This window comes from Arthrobacter sp. 9MFCol3.1 (assembly GCF_000620385.1).
In the GTDB taxonomy this organism is placed as follows: Bacteria; Actinomycetota; Actinomycetes; order Actinomycetales; family Micrococcaceae; genus Arthrobacter.
The window spans coordinates 1-17,377 of record NZ_KK211131.1; the positions used below are offsets into that span (position 1 = coordinate 1).

Genomic DNA, 17,377 nt, shown 5'->3' on the forward strand with positions numbered 1-17,377 from the left:
ACCCGTTCGCCACTAATCCCCGGTGCAAGCACCGGATCATCGTTCGACTTGCATGTGTTAAGCACGCCGCCAGCGTTCATCCTGAGCCAGGATCAAACTCTCCGTTGAAGAAAAACAGACACAACATGCGCCCCCGGGAAAACGGGATGCACACGCTGCACAAAATTTGAAACCAGCTGTAAAAACCAGACCACACCACGGGGTGGCGGTGTCCGGCAAATTCAACCAATTCAATACAATAAATTGGTATCAACAAACTTGGCACACTATTGAGTTCTCAAACAACAGACACACCCGGCACCACCACAACCATTTCGGTCGAGGATCGCTCCGGAGCAACTTTTCAAACTTACCCGGCCGCTTCACCCTAGTCAAATCGGCGATCCAAACTCAGTCTTGCCATTGGCTTCTGGGTCTTGGTGGCCGTTCAACTCCGGGGAGCAGCGCGGAAATAAACTCTACCACCACTTGGCCCGGCTGACAAAGCCGCCCTGAAGGCGGTGCAGAAAAGCCCGGAATCACGGGGATTCCGGGCCTCTCGCAGACACCCCTCGACGCGCGCCCGGTGAGGTGTCCGGGCGTTGCGCCTAGCCCAGCGGCTTGAAGTACGCGGCCCCGAGCGGAGGCAGGGTGACGGTAAGCATGGCCGGCTGTCCGTCCAGGCCTTCCTTCGTCGCGATCAGGGTTCCGGTGTTCTCCACCCCGGAACCGCCGTAGGTGGCGGCGTCGGTGTTGAGCACTTCCTGCCACTCACCGGCCGACGGGACACCGAGGAGGTAGTCCGTGTGCGGGCCGCCGGAGAAGTTCACGGCGCAGACCAGCGGGTTGCCGTCGGCGTCGCGGCGGATGAACGTCAGCACGTTGCGGTCGGAGTCTCCCCCGTTGATCCATTGGAAACCTTCGGGCTGGTTGTCCTGCTCGTACAGCGCCGGCGTGGAACGGTACAGCTCATTGAGGTCCTTGGTCAGGAGCTGCATGCCGTTGTGCGCCGGGATGTCCGCGAGCCACCAGTCCAGGCCATACTGCTCCGACCACTCCGCTTCCTGGCCGAATTCGGTGCCCATGAAGATCAGCTGCTTGCCCGGGTGGGCCCACTGATATCCCAGGAACGCGCGTAGGTTTGCCAGTTGCTGCCACCGGTCCCCGGGCATCTTGCGCAGCATGGAGCCCTTGCCGTGCACAACTTCATCGTGGCTGATCGGCAGCAGGAAGTTTTCGGTGAAGGCGTAGACCATGGAGAACGTGATGGTGCCGTGGTGCCACCGCCGGTTGTACGGGTCCTCGGCCATGTACTTGAGCGAGTCGTGCATCCAGCCCATGTTCCATTTGAGGCCGAAGCCCAGGCCGCCGCCGCTCGTGGGCGCCGTGACGCCCGGGAATGCGGTGGATTCCTCGGCGATCATGACCGCGCCGGGGTGGGTTTTGTAGACCGTGGCGTTGACCTCCTGGAGGAAGGAGATCGCTTCGAGGTTTTCGCGGCCGCCAAAACGGTTTGGCTGCCACTGGCCCTCTTCGCGGGAGTAGTCGAGGTAGAGCATGGAGGCGACCGCGTCCACGCGGAGCCCGTCGATGTGGAACTCATCGAGCCAGTACAGCGCGTTGGCAACCAGAAAGTTGCGCACCTCCCTGCGGCCGAAGTCGAAGATCAGTGTTCCCCAGTCCGGGTGTTCGCCCAGGTTCGGATCGGCGTGCTCGTACAGGGCTTCGCCGTCAAACCGGGCCAGGGCCCACTCGTCCTTGGGGAAGTGCGCCGGGACCCAGTCCAGGAGGACGCCGATCCCGGCTTGGTGGAGTTCGTCGACGAGGTGGCGGAATTCGTCCGGGTGCCCGAAGCGCGAGGTCGGCGCGAAGTACGAGGTGACCTGGTAGCCCCACGAGCCGCCGAAGGGGTGCTCGGCCACGGGCATGAACTCCACGTGGGTGAAGCCGAGCCACTTGACGTATTCCACGAGTTCCTTGGCCAGTTCGCGGTAACCCAGCCCCACCTTCCAGGAGCCGAGGTGGACCTCGTAGACGCTCATGGCCGAGTTGTGCGGATCGCGGGCGGCGCGGGCCTGCATCCACTCGGCATCCTTGAAGACATACGAGGGCTCCACCACCCGGGATGCCGTCAGCGGCGGGACCTCGGTGCCGAAGGCCAGCGGGTCCGCCTTTTCCACCCAGTATCCGTGCCGGGTCCTGAGTTCAAACTTGTAGCACGCCCCTGCTACAACCCCTGGGATGAAGACTTCCCACACACCGGTGGAACCGAGGGAGCGCATGGAGTGTTCGCGGCCGTCCCAGCCGTTGAAGTCACCCTTGACGCGCACTGCCTGCGCATTCGGGGCCCAGACGGCGAAGGACACGCCGTCGACGTCGCCCAGCGAGGACTTGTAGTGCTGCACATGCGCGCCCAGCACATCCCACAGGCGCTCGTGCCGGCCCTCACCGATCAGGTGCAGGTCCACTTCACCGACGGTCGGCAGGTAACGGTAGGGGTCGTCCATGACCTGGGGCTCGTGGTCCTTGTAGGTCACCTCGAGCCGGTAGTCCGGCACATGGCCGCGCTCGAGCGGCTCCATCACGGCCACCCAGACGCCGCTCGCTTCGTGCGTCATGGGCGTCGAGCCTGCGGTCGTCACGACCGACACCGCTTCCGCCAGGTGCTTGACCGTCCGGATGGTGACGTGGCCGTGGTCATCAAGGTGGGCGCCCAGGACCGAGTGGGGCGCGTGGTGTTCGCCGCTGGAGACCCTCGCAAGGGTCTCGCCATCCACAGGCAGTGGCGTGCCCGGCCGATCGATACGTGCTGATCCTGTCATTTTTATACCTTCCGCTGCGGCTTCGGCGGCGACGCCGGAACCTGTACTGCCGAGGAGACGACGCGATGCGTTCACCGGGATGGAGAGCCAGTCCGGCCTGTTCCGTAGTTCGTAGATGACTTCGTAGAGGGCTTTGTCGAGCCACAGCGCCACAAAGAGCGGCGAGTCCCGGTCGATGCTGCCGGGAATGACGTCGGCGTAGCCGGCCAGGAAGGCCTCAGCGCAGTCGTCCACCCAGGTTCCGGGCACCACGGCACCGGGGTTTTCGCGCACGGCGGCGCCGGCGGCGTAGTCGAAGGACCGCAGCATTCCAACAACGTCGCGAAGGGCGACGTCGGGGAAGTTGCGCTCGGAGATGGGGCGCAGGGGCTCGCCCTCGAAGTCGAGGATGGCCCAGCGCGGGGGGACCCCCGGCTCGCCCGGGACCATGCTGCCGGGAACCTGCAGGATCTGCCCGAGATGGAGGTCGCCGTGGATACGCTGGAGCGGCCCTGCACTGGTTCCCTCGAGCCGGCCGAGGAGACCGTCCAGCGCTTCCTCGTAAGGCCCGACGGCCTGGCCGGCCTGGGCCCAGGACTGGCGGACGCGCTCGGCTACTCCCGGCGCGATGTCCTGCCCCGGCGCAGATTCGGCGGCTGTGCCCAGGGCCTCGGCGAGCCTGCGGTGCACGGTGGCCGTCGCCGCGCCCAGCGCGTGGGCTTCGGCAGTGAACCCGATCCCCCGGCTGGCCGCGTCCACGGCGAGCCGCCAGGCATCGAGTCCGCCGGCGAGGAATTCGTGCGCCACAGCAAGCTCGCCGGAGGCGAGACGGACAGTGGCGGGACGGACAGTGGCAGGACCGGCGGTACCGGGCTGGCCCGCTCCGGCTGCAGCCGCCGGCGTCTCCCACTCGCCGGACACCCAGCCCAGGGTTGCCGGAACCTCCGAGGTGTGTCCTGCAGTCAGCGCCGCGCCGATTTCAACCTCGGGATTGTGGCCCTCGGACAGCACCCGGAAGAACTTCACGATGGCGACTGTGCCGCCGTCGTCGTCGTCCACGATCACCGAGCTGTTCGATTGCTCGCCGGAGAGGACCTTGACCTTGCCTGTTCCGGACGGCAGGCGGTAGCCGGACTCCACCAGGTGGCCGGTGGCGTTGCCGGAGGGCGTCGTTCCGCCGTGTCGCATGAGCTCCAGCCAGGCGGCGACGAATGAGGCGTCATGGACGCCGTCGTAGACCCACTGGTGGGCGGCATCAGCGCGGGTGCCGGGCAGTTCGCCGATCAGCGCGCGCTCTGCCCCCGGCAGGGGTTCTGGCCGGAAACTGAGCGGCACCTGGACGACGTCGGTGCGGCTGCCGCCGGGCGTGGGGTAGGACACCGCGAGCAGCAACACCTCGAACGTGGCCGCACCGGCTGCCCCGCCGGCGGGTTCCAGGCGCAGGCCGCCCGCTGGTTCGAAGGTGAACTCGGCGGTCTTGACAGGGAACCACCGCTGGCGCGGCAGCCATGCGCCGAGCAGTCCGCTCAAGGCCGGGGCAAGGGCTGGTCGAGTCATCTCAGCCCTCGATGGACAGGACGGGCATCGCCTGCGTGAACGGGGATGCCGGGTTGGAGGCGGCGGAACGGATCCGCAACCAGAAGAAATCGTGGCTGCCCAGGGTCAGCGTCAGCGTTCCGTCATCGCCGATGGCCGGGAAGGCCTGGCCGCCAAAGACGTCCCGGAGGCCACGGCCGGCGAAGTTCGGCACCCGCAGCGTGGCCGCCACGGGGTGCTGTGAGAGGTTGAAGGCGCAGAGGATGGTCTCGGCGTCCTCGCCGGCGGCGTTGCCTTCCGGGAGTTCACGCAGGTAAGCGAGAACGACGTCGTGGTCAGCCTCCACATGCTTGAATCCGCCAAGCCCGAAGGCGGGGTGGTTTTTGCGGACGCTCAAGATCTGGCGGGTCCAGCGCAGCAGGGACCCCGAATGTGCGGCCTCGGCCTCTACGTTCGCCATGCTGTAGTTGTAGACCAGCGACTGGATCACCGGCAGGTATAGCTTGCCCGGGTCGGCGCTGGAGAACCCGGCGTTCCGGTCCGGGTTCCATTGCATCGGGGTGCGGACCGCGTCACGGTCCTCGAGCCAGATGTTGTCCCCCATGCCGATCTCGTCCCCGTAGTACAGGAACGGGCTGCCCGGCAGGGACAGCAGCAGGGCGTTGATGAGCTCGATCTCGGAGCGGGAGTTATCCAGCAGCGGGGCCAGCCGGCGGCGGATGCCGATGTTGGCGCGCATGCGCGGATCCGGCGCGTACCAGCCGAGCATCGCGGCGCGTTCGTCGGAGGTGACCATTTCCAGCGTCAGTTCATCGTGGTTGCGCAGGAACGTGCCCCACTGGGCGCCTTCGGGGATGTCCGGCGTGTCCTTCATCGTCTCGATGATGGGGGACGCCTTCTGGTCCCGCAGCGCGTAGTACAGGCGCGGCATGATCGGGAAGTGGAAGGCCATGTGGCACTCCGGTTCCTCTTCGGTACCGAAGTACTCCACCACTTCGGCGGGCGGCTGGTTGGCCTCGGCGATGATCACGCGGCCCGGGTAGCTTTCATCGACCATCCGGCGCAGCTGGCGGAGGAATTCGTGGGTCTGCGGCAGGTTCTCGCAGTTGGTGCCCTCCTCCTCGAACAGGTACGGGATGGCGTCGGCCCGGAAGCCGTCGATGCCCTGGTCCAGCCAGAACCGCACGACGTCGAAGAGCGCGTCAATGACCTTGGGGTTCTCGAAGTTGAGGTCGGGCTGGTGGCTGAAGAACCGGTGCCAGAAGAACTGCCGGCGGATGGGGTCGAAGGTCCAGTTGGATTCCTCCGTGTCCACGAAGATGATGCGGGCGTCTTCGTACTTCTCGTCCGTGTCGCTCCACACGTAGAAGTCGCCGAACGGACCGTCGGGGTCCTTCCGCGACTCCTGGAACCACGGGTGCTGATCGGAGGTGTGGTTCAGCGGAAGGTCGATGATCACCCGGACGCCCCTGGCATGGGCCTCGGCCACGAGCCGTTTGAAGTCGCTGATGGTGCCGAACTCGTCCAGCACGGAATTGTAGTCCGAGATGTCGTAGCCGCCGTCGCGCAGCGGTGACTGGAAGAACGGCGGGAGCCAGAGGCAGTCCACCCCGAGCCACTGCAGGTAGTCCAGTTTCTCGATCAGGCCGTGGAAGTCGCCCGAGCCATCTCCGTTGCCGTCGGCGAAGCCCCGGACGAGGACCTCGTAGAAGACCGCCTTGCGGTACCAGAGGGGATCGTGCTGGAGGCCCGGGGCGTTCAGTTCGAAGCTCCCCCTCGGGCTGAAGTGCTGGCTCGGGTTCTGCGGGCTGAAACTCACTGGCACTACCTCCGGATGCTAAGAATGTGAACGGGCTCGACGTGCGGGTCCAGGCGGACGTAGTTGTATTCCCCCCATTCCCAACTCTCGCCGGTCAGCAGGTCATCAACCATGAAACGGCCGTTGTGCGTGAAGTTCTCCGGGTCCAGTTCCAGCGCCGGCAGGTCCAAGGACACCGTGCTCTCCCGGGTGCCGTGCGGGTCCACGTTGACGACGATGATCAGGGTGTCCTTGGTCCCGTCCGCGAGGGTCTTGTGCTTGGAGTACACCACGGTGGAGCTGTCCGAGCTCTGGTGCACCGTCAGGTTCTGCAGGTCCCCCAGGGCCGGGTGCGCGCGCCGGATCCCGTTGAGCCGGGTCAGGTACGGGGCCAGGCTACGGCCCGATTCTGCCGCCGCGTCCCAGTCGCGGGATTTGTACTCAAACTTCTCGTTGTCGATGTATTCCTCGGCGCCGGGACGCGCCACGTGTTCGTAGAGCTCAAAGCCGGCGTACACGCCCCAGATGGGGCTTGCCGTCGCGGCCAGGGCGGCACGGATCTTGAAGGCCGCCGGGCCGCCGAACTGCAGGTATTCGGTGAGGATGTCCGGGGTGTTGACGAAGAAATTCGGCCGGAAGTAGGCCGCCGATTCGTGGCTGACCTCCTGGAAGTACTTCTCCAGTTCTTCCTTGGTGTTCCGCCAGGTGAAGTAGGTGTAGGACTGCTGGAAGCCGGCCCGGCCAAGGGCGTGCATCATGGCCGGGCGGGTGAACGCCTCGGCGAGGAAGACGACGTCGGGGTGCTTCTTGTTAACCTTGCCGATCAGCCACTCCCAGAACCACACGGGTTTGGTGTGCGGATTGTCCACCCGAAACACCTTGACCCCGTGGCTGACCCAAAGCATCACCACCCGGAGAATTTCGTTGGACAGCCCCGCGGGGTCGTTGTCGAAATTCAGCGGGAAAATATCCTGGTATTTCTTTGGCGGATTCTCCGCGTAGGCAATACTGCCGTCGACGCGCGTGGTGAACCATTCCGGGTGGCTTTGCACCCACGGGTGGTCCGGCGCAGCCTGCAGGGCCAGGTCCAAGGCCACCTCGAGTCCCAGTTCGCCGGCCCGCGCCACGAAGGCGTCGAAGTCCTCGAATGTGCCCAGGTCCGGGTGGATGGCGTCGTGGCCGCCCTCGTGGGATCCGATGGCCCACGGCGAACCGGGATCGTGGGGTCCGGCGATCAGGGTGTTGTTCGGTCCCTTGCGGTGCTGGACGCCGATCGGGTGGATCGGCGGCATGTAGATGATGTCAAAGCCCATGGCGGCGACGGCGTCGAGGCGCTGAGCGGCGGTGCGGAAGGTGCCGGAGGTCCATTCCCCCGTGTCGTGGTTGCGCACGGCGCCTTCGGAGCGCGGGAAGAATTCGTACCAGGCGCCGGACCCGGCAAGCTTTCGCTCCACCAGCAGCGGGTAGGGCTCGGACACCGTCACAAGTTCGCGGATGGGCTGGCGTTCGACGACGGCGGCGACGTCGGCGCCGAAGCCGGCGGCGAGGCGTTCCTCGGGTGTCCGGGAGGTGTCTGAGAGGACGACGACGGCCATCCGCAGCATCCTGCGGTCACCGGAGGGGCGGGAGGCGTCTTCGGAGGCCTCCGCCAGCAGGGCGGCACCTTCGGACAGCATGAGCTCGACGTCGATGCCGGCCTCCACCTTGACCTCGGCGTTGTGGTGCCATGTGCCGTAGCGGTCGTGCCAGGCCTCGATGACGAAGGACCAGTTGCCGGTGGCGGGCGGGGTCAGGAGGCCTTCCCAGCGGTCCGTGCCCATACCCCGGGGTCCGCGCGGCGGGGCGAGGCGGACCCGCTGCCGCTCTTTGCCGCGGGGGTCGAGCAGGACGGCGCTGACGCCGAGCTGGTCGTGTCCCTCCCGGAACGCAGTGGCTCCTACGACTATGGTTTGGCCCTCGACTGCTTTGGCGGGAAACTTTCCGCCCTCCACCGAAGGCTGCACGGCGGTGATCGGAAAGCGGCCAAATCGAAGGCCATCCGTGATCAGGGCCTTGGGCTTTTGCTTGGACACGGCGCTGGTTCGCGAGTTATTCGTCACAGCCTCGACGTTATCTACAAAACGGCCAGAATGCTAAGGCCTCGAACGTTTTGCGGAGGTTTCCGGTTCTGGCGGACCGATATTCGTCATTTACCGGAAAGAATCTTAAAGCGGTTCCGGGGCACCGACTTGTCCGTTAGTGTTTCGCTGGTGAAGGCAATCCGCAGATTTACTGTCCGAACCGTTCTTCCGGAGTCGATCCGGCCGCTGGCCCGGCTCGCCACCAATCTCCGGTGGTCCTGGCATCGGCCTACCCGGGAGCTTTTTGAGGGGCTCAACCCCGGGATCTGGGCGGAGAGCGCCCACGACCCCGTGACTTTCCTAGGCCTGGTCAGCCGGGAAGAGCTGCAGCGCCTCGCCGCGGACCAGGACGTGGTGCGGCGTGTGCACGCGGCAGCCGACGACCTCGACCGGTACCTGGAACAGCCGCGCTGGTACCAGAGCCTGGGCGACGGCGCGCCGGCGTGCATCGCGTACTTCTCGCCCGAATTCGGCATCACCGAGGTCCTGCCCCAATACTCGGGCGGCCTGGGCATCCTGGCCGGGGACCACCTGAAAGCAGCCTCGGACCTTGGCGTGCCGCTGATCGGCGTCGGCCTCCTGTACCAGGCCGGCTACTTCAAGCAGTCGCTCTCCCGGGACGCCTGGCAGCAGGAAACGTACCCTGTCCTCGACCCCGACGGGCTGCCCCTGACGCTGCTGCGCGAGGCCTCCCCGGACGGCAACGGCAAACCGGTCCAGATCTCGCTGCCGCTTCCCCAGGGCCGGCGCCTGCTGGCGCACGTGTGGCGGGCCGACGTCGGACGCGTGCCGCTGCTGCTGCTGGATTCCAACGTTCCGGGCAACGACGAAGCCGCCCGCGGCATCACCGACCGCCTCTACGGCGGCGGCGGCGACCACCGGCTGCAGCAGGAACTCCTGCTCGGCATGGGCGGGGTCAAGGCGCTGCGGGAGTTCCAGCGGCTCACGGGCGTTCCCGCGCCGGAGGTCTTCCACACCAACGAGGGCCACGCAGGGTTCCTCGGCGTCGAGCGGATCCAGGAACTGATGTCCGGCGCGGCGCCGCTGAGCTGGGACGAAGCCCTGGCCGCCGGGCGGGCGTCCACGGTGTTCACCACCCACACGCCGGTGCCGGCAGGGATCGACCGCTTCGAAATCTCCCAGATTCAGCACTTCTTCGAAGCCGGCCTCGCCCCGGACGTCCCGGTGGCCAAGATCCTGGACCTGGGCCGCGAGGACTTCGCCGACGGCAACCCGTTCGTGTTCAACATGGCCGTGATGGGGCTGCGGCTGGCCCAGCGGGCCAACGGTGTGGCCAAACTGCACGGCGTGGTCTCACGCGGGATGTTCTCCGCCCTCTGGCCGGGCTTCGACCACTCCGAAATCCCCATCACCTCCGTCACCAACGGCGTGCACGTCCCCACCTGGGTGGACCCCCGCATCTCCGCGCTGGCGCGGGACCAGTTCGGCGCCGAGGCGGAGGCGCAGGGCCGGTGGGACCTGGCCTACAACGTCACCGACGAGGACCTCTGGGCGTTGCGGCGCGAGATGCGGGTGTCCCTGGTGGAGGATGTCCGGCGCCGACTCCGGGCCGCGTGGAAGAAGCGCGGCGCGGCCGACGCCGAGCTGGCGTGGACGGACTCCGTCCTGGACCCGGACATCCTGACGATCGGCTTTGCCCGCCGCGTGCCGACCTACAAGCGGCTGACCCTGATGCTGCGCGACCCGGAACGGCTCAAGGCGCTGCTGCTGCACAAGACGCACCCCATCCAGCTGGTCATCGCCGGGAAGTCGCACCCGGCGGACGACGCCGGCAAGAAGATGATCCAGGACCTCGTCCGGTTCACCGACGACCCCGCCGTGCGGCACCGGATCGCGTTCCTGCCCAACTACGACATCGCCATGGCCCGGACCCTGTTCCCCGGCTGCGACGTGTGGCTGAACAACCCGTTGCGCCCGCTGGAGGCCTGCGGTACGTCCGGCATGAAGGCTGCCCTGAACGGTTCGCTGAACCTCTCGGTCATGGACGGCTGGTGGGATGAGATGTACGACGGCGAGAACGGCTGGGCGATCCCGACCGCCAACAACGATGCCTCCCCGGAAGAACGCGACGACATCGAGGCGGCGGCACTGTATGAGCTGCTCGAAACGCAGGTGTCACCGCGCTTCTATGGCCTGACCGTGTCCGACGCCGCCGGCGCTGCCGGACCGTCCCAGCCCGGCCCGCAGGCGGTTCCCACGCACTGGGTCTCGATGATCAAGCACACCATGTCCCACCTGGGCCCGGCGGTTTCCGCGGAACGGATGCTCCGGGACTACGTCAACGTCCTCTACCGGCCCGCCGCGATCGCGGGACGCCGCGCTGTGGCGGACAACTATGCGCAGGCCAAGGCCCTGGCGGCGTGGAGCTCACGGGTCCGGGCCGCGTGGCCACATATCCAGGTCGAACACGTCGACTCGGTGGGGGTCTCCGAGGACCCGCAGATCGGCGATCTGCTCCAGGTCAACGCGTACGTGGCGCTGCGTGAGCTCTCACCGGAGGACGTCTATGTTGAGGTGGCCTACGGCCGGGCCGAGGACACCGACGAGCTGACGGACATCACGGTCGCGGAGCTGAAAGCCGCCGAGGACCTCGGCAAGGGCCGGCATCTCTTCAGCGGCACGCTGGTGATCGACCGTTCGGGGTCCTTCGGCTACACCGTGCGCGTGCTCCCCAAGAACGAGTCGCTGGCCTCCAAGGCGGAACTGGGCCTGATCGTCAACGCCTGACCGTCAACGCCTGCCGTCATGTTCCAGCCGTGATGTTCCAGCGCCTTTTTAGAGGCAGACGGCAATGACGTCCAGGCTTTTGCCGGCGTAGCCTTCGGCGTCCTGCAGCGTTTCGCAGATCACGGCGAAGGAGCGGTCCGCGCGGAGCGCGGCAGGCACCTGCCAGATGAAGGTGACGGGAGCCTCGCCGTCGTCCGTCACGGCATCCGCGACGTCGTGCAGCGAATCGTGCAGGGCATCCAGGTCCGTGCCGTAGTCCTCGGGGACGTCCAGGAGTTCGCCGAACGTGTCCAGGACCGCCTGCTTGGTGTCGGCGGCGGGAACCACCAGGGCGCGCCGGCCGGCGTCGCCGATTTGCGCCGTGAGTTCGTCGATGGTCCAGGTCTCTGCCGAGTAAATCTTCATGGGGTCCTTAGTCTCGAATTAATTAGGTGCGGTAGATATTGATTGTGTTGGCCTGGACGAGGTCTCGCTCACCGGAGGCGACGCGGGCGCCCTGACGCCGGTCATGGAGTTCGGACGTGGTGACCCGGAGTTCGAAGAGCCGGTGCCCGGTGCCGTCCTCGTTGCTCAGCCGCGGCAAGGTGACCTTGACGTCGTCGGCACCTCCGTTGACCACCACGAGGCCGTCGACGTGACCGTCGTCGGACCCGAGCAGGAGCTGGATCACCCGGTGGCCGGGGTCATGCCACGTGTCTGCTGACATGGGCTTGCCGTCCACATCGAACCAGTGGAAGTAGGACTGGTTGTCACGCGCCGGGTAATCATGCGGCTGGCTGGCCAGAAACTCCTTGCGCAGCCGGATGACGCGCTTGGTGGTGCGCAGCATCGCATGGGATTCCGTGGTGCTGGTCCAGTCGATCCACGCGATCGCATTGTCCTGGCAGTAGGCGTTGTTGTTGCCCTGCTGGGTCCGGCAGATCTCGTCCCCGGCGGTGATCATGGGTACGCCCTGGGAAATCATCAGGCAGGCCATCAGGTTCCGCCTGCTTTGGGCGCGCCGGGCGAGGATGTCGCCGTCTTCGGTGGGGCCCTCGAAGCCGTGGTTGTAGCTGCGGTTGTCGCCGTGGCCGTCCCGGTTCTGCTCGCCGTTGGCCTCGTTGTGCTTGCGGTCGTAGGCCGTCAGGTCGGCCAGGGTGAAGCCATCGTGGGCCGTGATCAGGTTCAGCGAGGCCAGCCGGGACCGGCCCGAGGACTCGAACAGCCGGGCGGAACCGGAGAGAGCGTCCGCGAGGCGGGCCACCGGGCCGCCGCTGCCGCCGCCGTCGATCGCGGCGCGGTCGGCGAGCCAGAAGCTGCGGACGGCATCGCGGAAATGATCGTTCCAGTCCACCCACCCGGCGGGAAACCGGCCGGTCTGCCAGCCGCCGTAGCCCACGTCCCAGGGTTCGGAAATCAGCTTGACGCCGGACAGGACCGGATCGGCTCCCACGGCGACGAGGAAGGGGTGCCGCGGATCGAATTCGTTGACGCTGTTGCGGCAGAGCGTGACGGCAAGGTCGAAGCGGAACCCGTCGATGTGGAACTCGCTCACCCAGTAGCGCAGGGAATCCAGCACCAGCTGCACCACGCGCGGTTCGCCGAAGTTCAGGCTGTTGCCGCAGCCCGTGGTGTCCACGTACCTGCCGTGGCCGTCGTTGCGGTAGTACTGCATCTCGCCCAGGCCGCGGAAGCTCAGGGTGGGACCGTCCGTGCCGCCCTCGGCGGTGTGGTTGTAGACGACGTCGAGGATGACCTCGAGCCCGGCGGCATGCAGCAGCTTGACCATGCCCTTGAACTCGTCCTGGACCGCGTGGGCGCCGGCGGCCTGGGCGGCCTCGGTGGCGTAGCCGGGATGCGGGGCGAAGAACGCGGCCGTGTTGTAGCCCCAGTAATTCGTCAGCCCGAGCTGCTGCAGGTGCGGCTCGTCCACGTGGAAATGCACGGGCAGGAGCTGGACCGCCGTGACACCCAGCGAGATCAGGTGCTCGATCATGGCCGGGTGGGCCATCCCGGCGTACGTCCCCTGCAGGTCCTCCGGAATATCCGGGTGCAGCTTCGTCTGCCCCCGCACGTGGGCCTCGTAGACGATGGTGTTGCGCCACGGGACCCGCGGGCTGCGGTCCAGGCCCCAGTCAAAATCGTTGCCGACCCGGACGCTGGTAATCAGACCCTCGCGTTCGTCGACGGCCCGGCCGTAGGGGTCCATCAGCAACGGCTGCTCGCCGACGGCATCGAAGTCCGTGCCGGGCATGGACAGCGGGAGGGCCTCATGTTCAGGGGAGGCCCGGAAGCCATAGCGCGAACCGGCGGGGATGCCCTCAACAATTCCGTGGTGGACGCCGTCCGTGAGGTTGGGCAGGGTCTTCACCTGCCAGGTTCCCCCGGGCGGCTGATATGCGATCTCCAGGGTGGTCACGCCGGGCGCGTAGACGGCCACGTTGGCGAACGCGCCCCGGGGATCGTCCACTGCCGGCGACCCGGTATGTGGAACGCTGATCCCCAGCGGAAACGCCCGCGAAGCGTCTACGGTGGAAGCGGTATCTATGTAAGACATAACCATTGCTTAAAGCTTAGCCGGGCCAGACAAATGGCCCCCGTTTTCGTTTTCATGACGTTTTGCAGTGTACGGACCGCCGCACTGCATACTGTAATGGAGCGCCGAGTTGGAGGTAATTGTGCGCGTTGCACTAGCCCAAATCATTACCGGCCGTGACTTGGCCGCAAACCTGGACCTCGTGGACGCCTACGCGCGCCAGGCCAAAGCCGGCGGCGCGGACCTGGTGGTATTCCCGGAAGCCACCATGCGGGCCTTCGGCAATTCGCTACTGGATGTCGCCGAGCCGCTGGACGGCCCGTGGGCATCCCGCGTCCGCGCCCTCGCCGCGGAGCTCGGCATCGTGATCGTCGCCGGCATGTTCACTCCCGGCACCGCCGGCAACGGCGCCAAGGTGCGCAACACCCTGCTGGTCACCGGCCGCGGCCTCGAGGCCAGCTACGACAAGATCCACCTGTTCGATGCTTTCGGTTTCGCCGAGTCGGACACGGTTGACGCCGGTACCTCCCCCGTCACCTTCGAGCTCGACGGCGTGACGTTCGGCCTCGCCACGTGCTACGACGTCCGTTTCCCGGACCTGTTCACGGAAAACGCCGACCGCGGCGCCGACGTCAACATTGTGTGCGCCTCCTGGGGCTCGGGCCCCGGCAAAGCAGAGCAGTGGAAGCTCCTGGCCCGCGCCCGCGCCCTGGACTCCACCACCGTGGTCCTCGCCTGCGGCCAGGGCGACCCCGCCAGCGTGGGTCACCCGGTCAAGGGGTCCGCCCCCACCGGCGTCGGGCACTCCGTGGTGGTCTCCCCCATGGGCGACGTCCTCGAAGAGCTCGACGGCGCCCCCGGCCTCCTCTTCGCCGACCTGGATACCGCCGCCGTCCGGGAAGCCCGCACCAAACTCCCGGTCCTGGCCAACCGCCACAGGTTCTAAGACCTCGGCTACGGTTCGGCCTGGTCAGGTTTGCCGTGGTTAAATCCCGCGGGCACCGGCGCCCTTTCCATGGTCACCCTCCGCGGGCACCGGCGCCCTGCCGTCGCTTAGACACCTCCCGTCGCCTACTTCAGCAACAGCAACGCGGGGTCACTTCGCGCCCATTGTGGGGCCTCGGATGGGCGCGATCTGACCCCGCGTTGCTGTGGTCGTTCGCGCGCTAAACGGAAACGCTCCCCCACTAGAAGTGAGAGGGCGTTTCGCCGTTTACTACCAAAGGTGAGCGAGACTCACCGCCGGAACCCGGCCCCGAGGGTTCTACTTAGCTGCGCGCTGGCGGGAGATTTCGTAGAGGGAGATGCCGACGGCCATGGAGGCGTTGAGGGATTCCATGGCGGAGTCGATCGGGATGGAGACGATCTGGTCGCAGTTTTCGCGGACCAGGCGGCTCAGGCCCTTGCCCTCGGAACCGACGACGATGCACACCGGTTCGGTGGCCAGGGTCAGCTCGGGCAGCGAGACGTCGCCGTCGCCGTCGAGCCCCAGGACGTAGATGCCCATGTTCTTGAACGCCTTGAGCGTGTTGTTCAAGTTGGCCGCGCGGGCCACGGGGACGCGGACGGCTGCACCGGCGCTGGTCTTCCAAGCCGAGGCGGTGACGCCCACGGAGCGGCGCTCCGGGACGACGACGCCGTGGCCGCTGAATGCCGAGACGGAGCGGATGATCGCGCCGAGGTTGCGGGGATCGGTGATGCCGTCGAGTGCGACGAAGAGCGGGGCGTTGGCTACGTGGCCCTTCTTCCAACCCTCGAGGGTTTCTTCGGCGAGCTCGTACGCGTCCTGGTATTCGTACGGCGGGATCTGCAGCACGAGGCCCTGGTGGATGGCGTCGTCGGTCATCCGGTCGAGCTCGGGTTTGCCGGTTTCCATCAGCGGGATGCCGCGTTCGGCGGCCAGCTTCAGGGATTCCTTGACACGGTCGTCCATTTCGATGCGGACGGCGACGTGCAGGGCCTTGGCCGGGATGCCGGCGCGCAGGGCTTCGACCACCGAGTTGCGTCCGGTGACGACCTCTTCGGTGGCGCGGCCCTTGGGACCGGAGCGGCCCGTGCGGGCGGCGGCGCTGGTGGTGCGGCTTCCGCTGGCGCGCTTGGCCTCGGAGCGTTCCGAGAGCTGCTTGTTCTTGAACGCCTTGTGGTAGGGGCGGTCCTCCGCCTTCGGCGTGGGGCCCTTGCCCTCCAGAGCCTTGCGGCCGTGACCGCCGGTTCCGACGGTGGGGCCCTTCTTCAATTTGACCGACCGGCGACCGTTGTTGGCCATGATTTCCACCCCTGCTTGTTACGTACTTCGTTGATAACTCTGACCTCCAGTCTACTGACTCGAGTAAAATCCACGATTTCGGGGTGGCCCGGGAGGGACGTCAGGCGGCGTGGGAGGCTCCGTTCAGCCGCGCTTGAGGCTCCAGCTCGCCCCGTCCGGGCCGTCCTCGACGACGACGCCGGCCGCGGCGAGGGTGTCCCGGATGGCGTCGGACGCCGCCCAGTCCTTGGCGGCCCGGGCGTGGGCCCGCGCCTCCAGCTGGGCCTCGACCAGGACGCCAAGGGCGGTGTTGGCTTGTTCGTCGGCCGCCGGCGTTGCCGTGGCGTTGAGGCCGAGGACATCCAGCATGGCGGTGACGCTGGCCAGCGCCTGACCCGCGGCGTCGAGGTCGCCGTCGGTGAGCGCCGTGTTGCCGGCCCGTACGGTCTCGTGAAGCACTGCCAGCGCCTGCGGGACGTTAAGGTCATCGTCCATAGCCACCCCAAAAGCCTCCGGGACAGAACCAGCGGATGCATCCGGCCCCGGGTCAGGGAGGACCCGGCTTGCGCGGCTGAGGAAGCCGTCGATCCGCTCGACGGCGGCGGCTGCTTCCTGCAGCGACGTCGGCTGGTAGTCCAGGACCGAGCGGTACTGCGCTTGTCCGAGGTAGTACCGGACAACGCGAGGCGGGGCGATCTCGAGCATTTCCGTCGGGCTGACGGTGTTGCCGATGGACTTGGACATCTTCTCGCCGGCGTAGGTGACCATGCCGTTGTGCATCCAGAAGTTGGCGAAGCCGTGGCCTGCCGCCTGGGACTGCGCCATTTCGTTTTCGTGGTGCGGGAAGCGCAGGTCCAGGCCGCCGCCGTGGATGTCGAACTCGGTGCCGAGGTATTTGGTGACCATCGCGGAGCATTCGAGGTGCCAGCCCGGGCGTCCGGCGCCCCACGGCGAAGACCAGCTCGCCGTCGTCGGCTCCCCGTCCTTGTAGCCCTTCCACAGCGCGAAGTCGCGGGGGTCCCGCTTCCCCCGGGGGTCGGCGTCGGGAGCTCCCTGCATGTCATCAAGCTTCTGCCGGGTCAGGGAGCCGTACTTTGCCCAGGAGCGCACATCGAAGTACACGTCGCCGGAGTCGTCGAGGGCAGGGTAGGCGTGGCCGCGGTCGATCAGCTGCTGGATGAGGGCGTGCATTTCCGGGATGTGGCCGGTGGCGCGGGGCTCATAGGTGGGGCGGGAGACGCCCAGGGTGTCGTAGGCCTTCAGGAATTCCTGCTCGTAGCGGTAGGCCAAGGCCCACCATTCCTCGTTGCGGAGAGCCCCGGGCTCGTCTTCGAAGTCGGGGCCGAAGGACGCGGCGGACTTGGCCAGGATCTTGTCATCGATGTCCGTGACGTTACGGACGGCCGTCACCCGGAAGCCGCGGTACTGCAACCAGCGGGTCAGCTGGTCGAATGCGATGGCCGAGCGGATGTGGCCGACGTGCGGCATGCCCTGCACGGTGGCTCCGCAGTAGTACAGGCTCACCTTGCCAGGTACCAGGGGGACGAAGTCGCGGACTTCGGCGGATGCAGTGTCGTAAAAGCGCAGGGTCACCGCTCCAGATTAGCCGATGGCGCTCCGCGGCCTGACCCGAGG

At 66.8% G+C, this 17,377-nt stretch carries 9 protein-coding genes and 1 rRNA gene; 2 read left to right on the plus strand and 8 right to left on the minus strand.

All coding sequences use genetic code 11. From position 1 onward, the window contains the following. The 4 genes from C560_RS0117435 to C560_RS0117450 all read right to left on the minus strand — a co-directional run. Nucleotides 1–108 (minus strand): 16S ribosomal RNA (locus tag C560_RS0117435); the annotation flags it as partial. A 479-nt stretch (nt 109–587) separates the two neighbouring features. Beyond that, on the minus strand, nt 588–4,337 hold the full coding sequence (locus tag C560_RS0117440) for a 1,4-alpha-glucan branching enzyme (protein ID WP_026539160.1): 3,750 nt from the start codon (nt 4,335–4,337) through the stop codon (nt 588–590). Between the two features lies 1 nt (nt 4,338). Then, nucleotides 4,339–6,135 carry a maltose alpha-D-glucosyltransferase gene (gene treS, locus C560_RS0117445; RefSeq protein WP_018774200.1) on the minus strand — a complete coding sequence of 599 codons (1,797 nt, stop codon included), beginning with the start codon at nt 6,133–6,135 and terminating at the stop codon, nt 4,339–4,341. A gap of 5 nt (nt 6,136–6,140) precedes the next feature. After that, entirely contained in the window at nt 6,141–8,213 is a 2,073-nt protein-coding gene (locus C560_RS0117450) for an alpha-1,4-glucan--maltose-1-phosphate maltosyltransferase (protein ID WP_269320034.1), read from the minus strand. Between the two features lie 150 nt (nt 8,214–8,363). Between C560_RS0117450 and glgP the strand changes: the two genes are divergently transcribed. Continuing rightward, nucleotides 8,364–10,982 (plus strand): alpha-glucan family phosphorylase, encoded by a 2,619-nt coding sequence (gene glgP, locus C560_RS0117455; RefSeq protein ID WP_026539162.1) that lies wholly within the window; start codon nt 8,364–8,366, stop codon nt 10,980–10,982. Nucleotides 10,983–11,030: 48 nt separating this feature from the next. On the opposite strand, the gene C560_RS0117460 is transcribed toward glgP, so the two are convergent. Beyond that, nucleotides 11,031–11,387 carry a barstar family protein gene (locus tag C560_RS0117460; protein WP_026539163.1) on the minus strand — a complete coding sequence of 119 codons (357 nt, stop codon included), beginning with the start codon at nt 11,385–11,387 and terminating at the stop codon, nt 11,031–11,033. Nucleotides 11,388–11,409: 22 nt separating this feature from the next. Continuing rightward, a complete protein-coding gene (gene glgX, locus C560_RS0117465; RefSeq protein WP_026539164.1) occupies nt 11,410–13,524 on the minus strand; it encodes a glycogen debranching protein GlgX in 2,115 nt (704 codons plus the stop codon). Between the two features lie 115 nt (nt 13,525–13,639). Between glgX and C560_RS0117470 the strand changes: the two genes are divergently transcribed. Continuing rightward, nucleotides 13,640–14,443: a carbon-nitrogen hydrolase family protein gene (locus C560_RS0117470; protein ID WP_026539165.1), complete on the plus strand. Its 804-nt coding sequence runs from the start codon at nt 13,640–13,642 to the stop codon at nt 14,441–14,443. Nucleotides 14,444–14,761: 318 nt separating this feature from the next. On the opposite strand, the gene rlmB is transcribed toward C560_RS0117470, so the two are convergent. Next, nucleotides 14,762–15,763 (minus strand): 23S rRNA (guanosine(2251)-2'-O)-methyltransferase RlmB, encoded by a 1,002-nt coding sequence (rlmB, locus tag C560_RS0117475; protein ID WP_026539166.1) that lies wholly within the window; start codon nt 15,761–15,763, stop codon nt 14,762–14,764. 123 nt (nt 15,764–15,886) lie between these two features. Continuing rightward, nucleotides 15,887–17,335 (minus strand): cysteine--tRNA ligase, encoded by a 1,449-nt coding sequence (gene cysS, locus C560_RS0117480; protein WP_026539167.1) that lies wholly within the window; start codon nt 17,333–17,335, stop codon nt 15,887–15,889. Between the last annotated feature and the right edge of the window lie 42 nt (nt 17,336–17,377).

Coding starts and splice junctions, on each gene's coding strand:
- glgX (WP_026539164.1), bottom strand. CDS start 13,524: ATGGTTATGTCTTACATAGATACCGCTTCCACCGTAGACGCTTCGCGG.
- C560_RS0117460 (WP_026539163.1), bottom strand. CDS start 11,387: ATGAAGATTTACTCGGCAGAGACCTGGACCATCGACGAACTCACGGCG.
- rlmB (WP_026539166.1), bottom strand. CDS start 15,763: ATGGCCAACAACGGTCGCCGGTCGGTCAAATTGAAGAAGGGCCCCACC.
- C560_RS0117440 (WP_026539160.1), bottom strand. CDS start 4,337: ATGACTCGACCAGCCCTTGCCCCGGCCTTGAGCGGACTGCTCGGCGCA.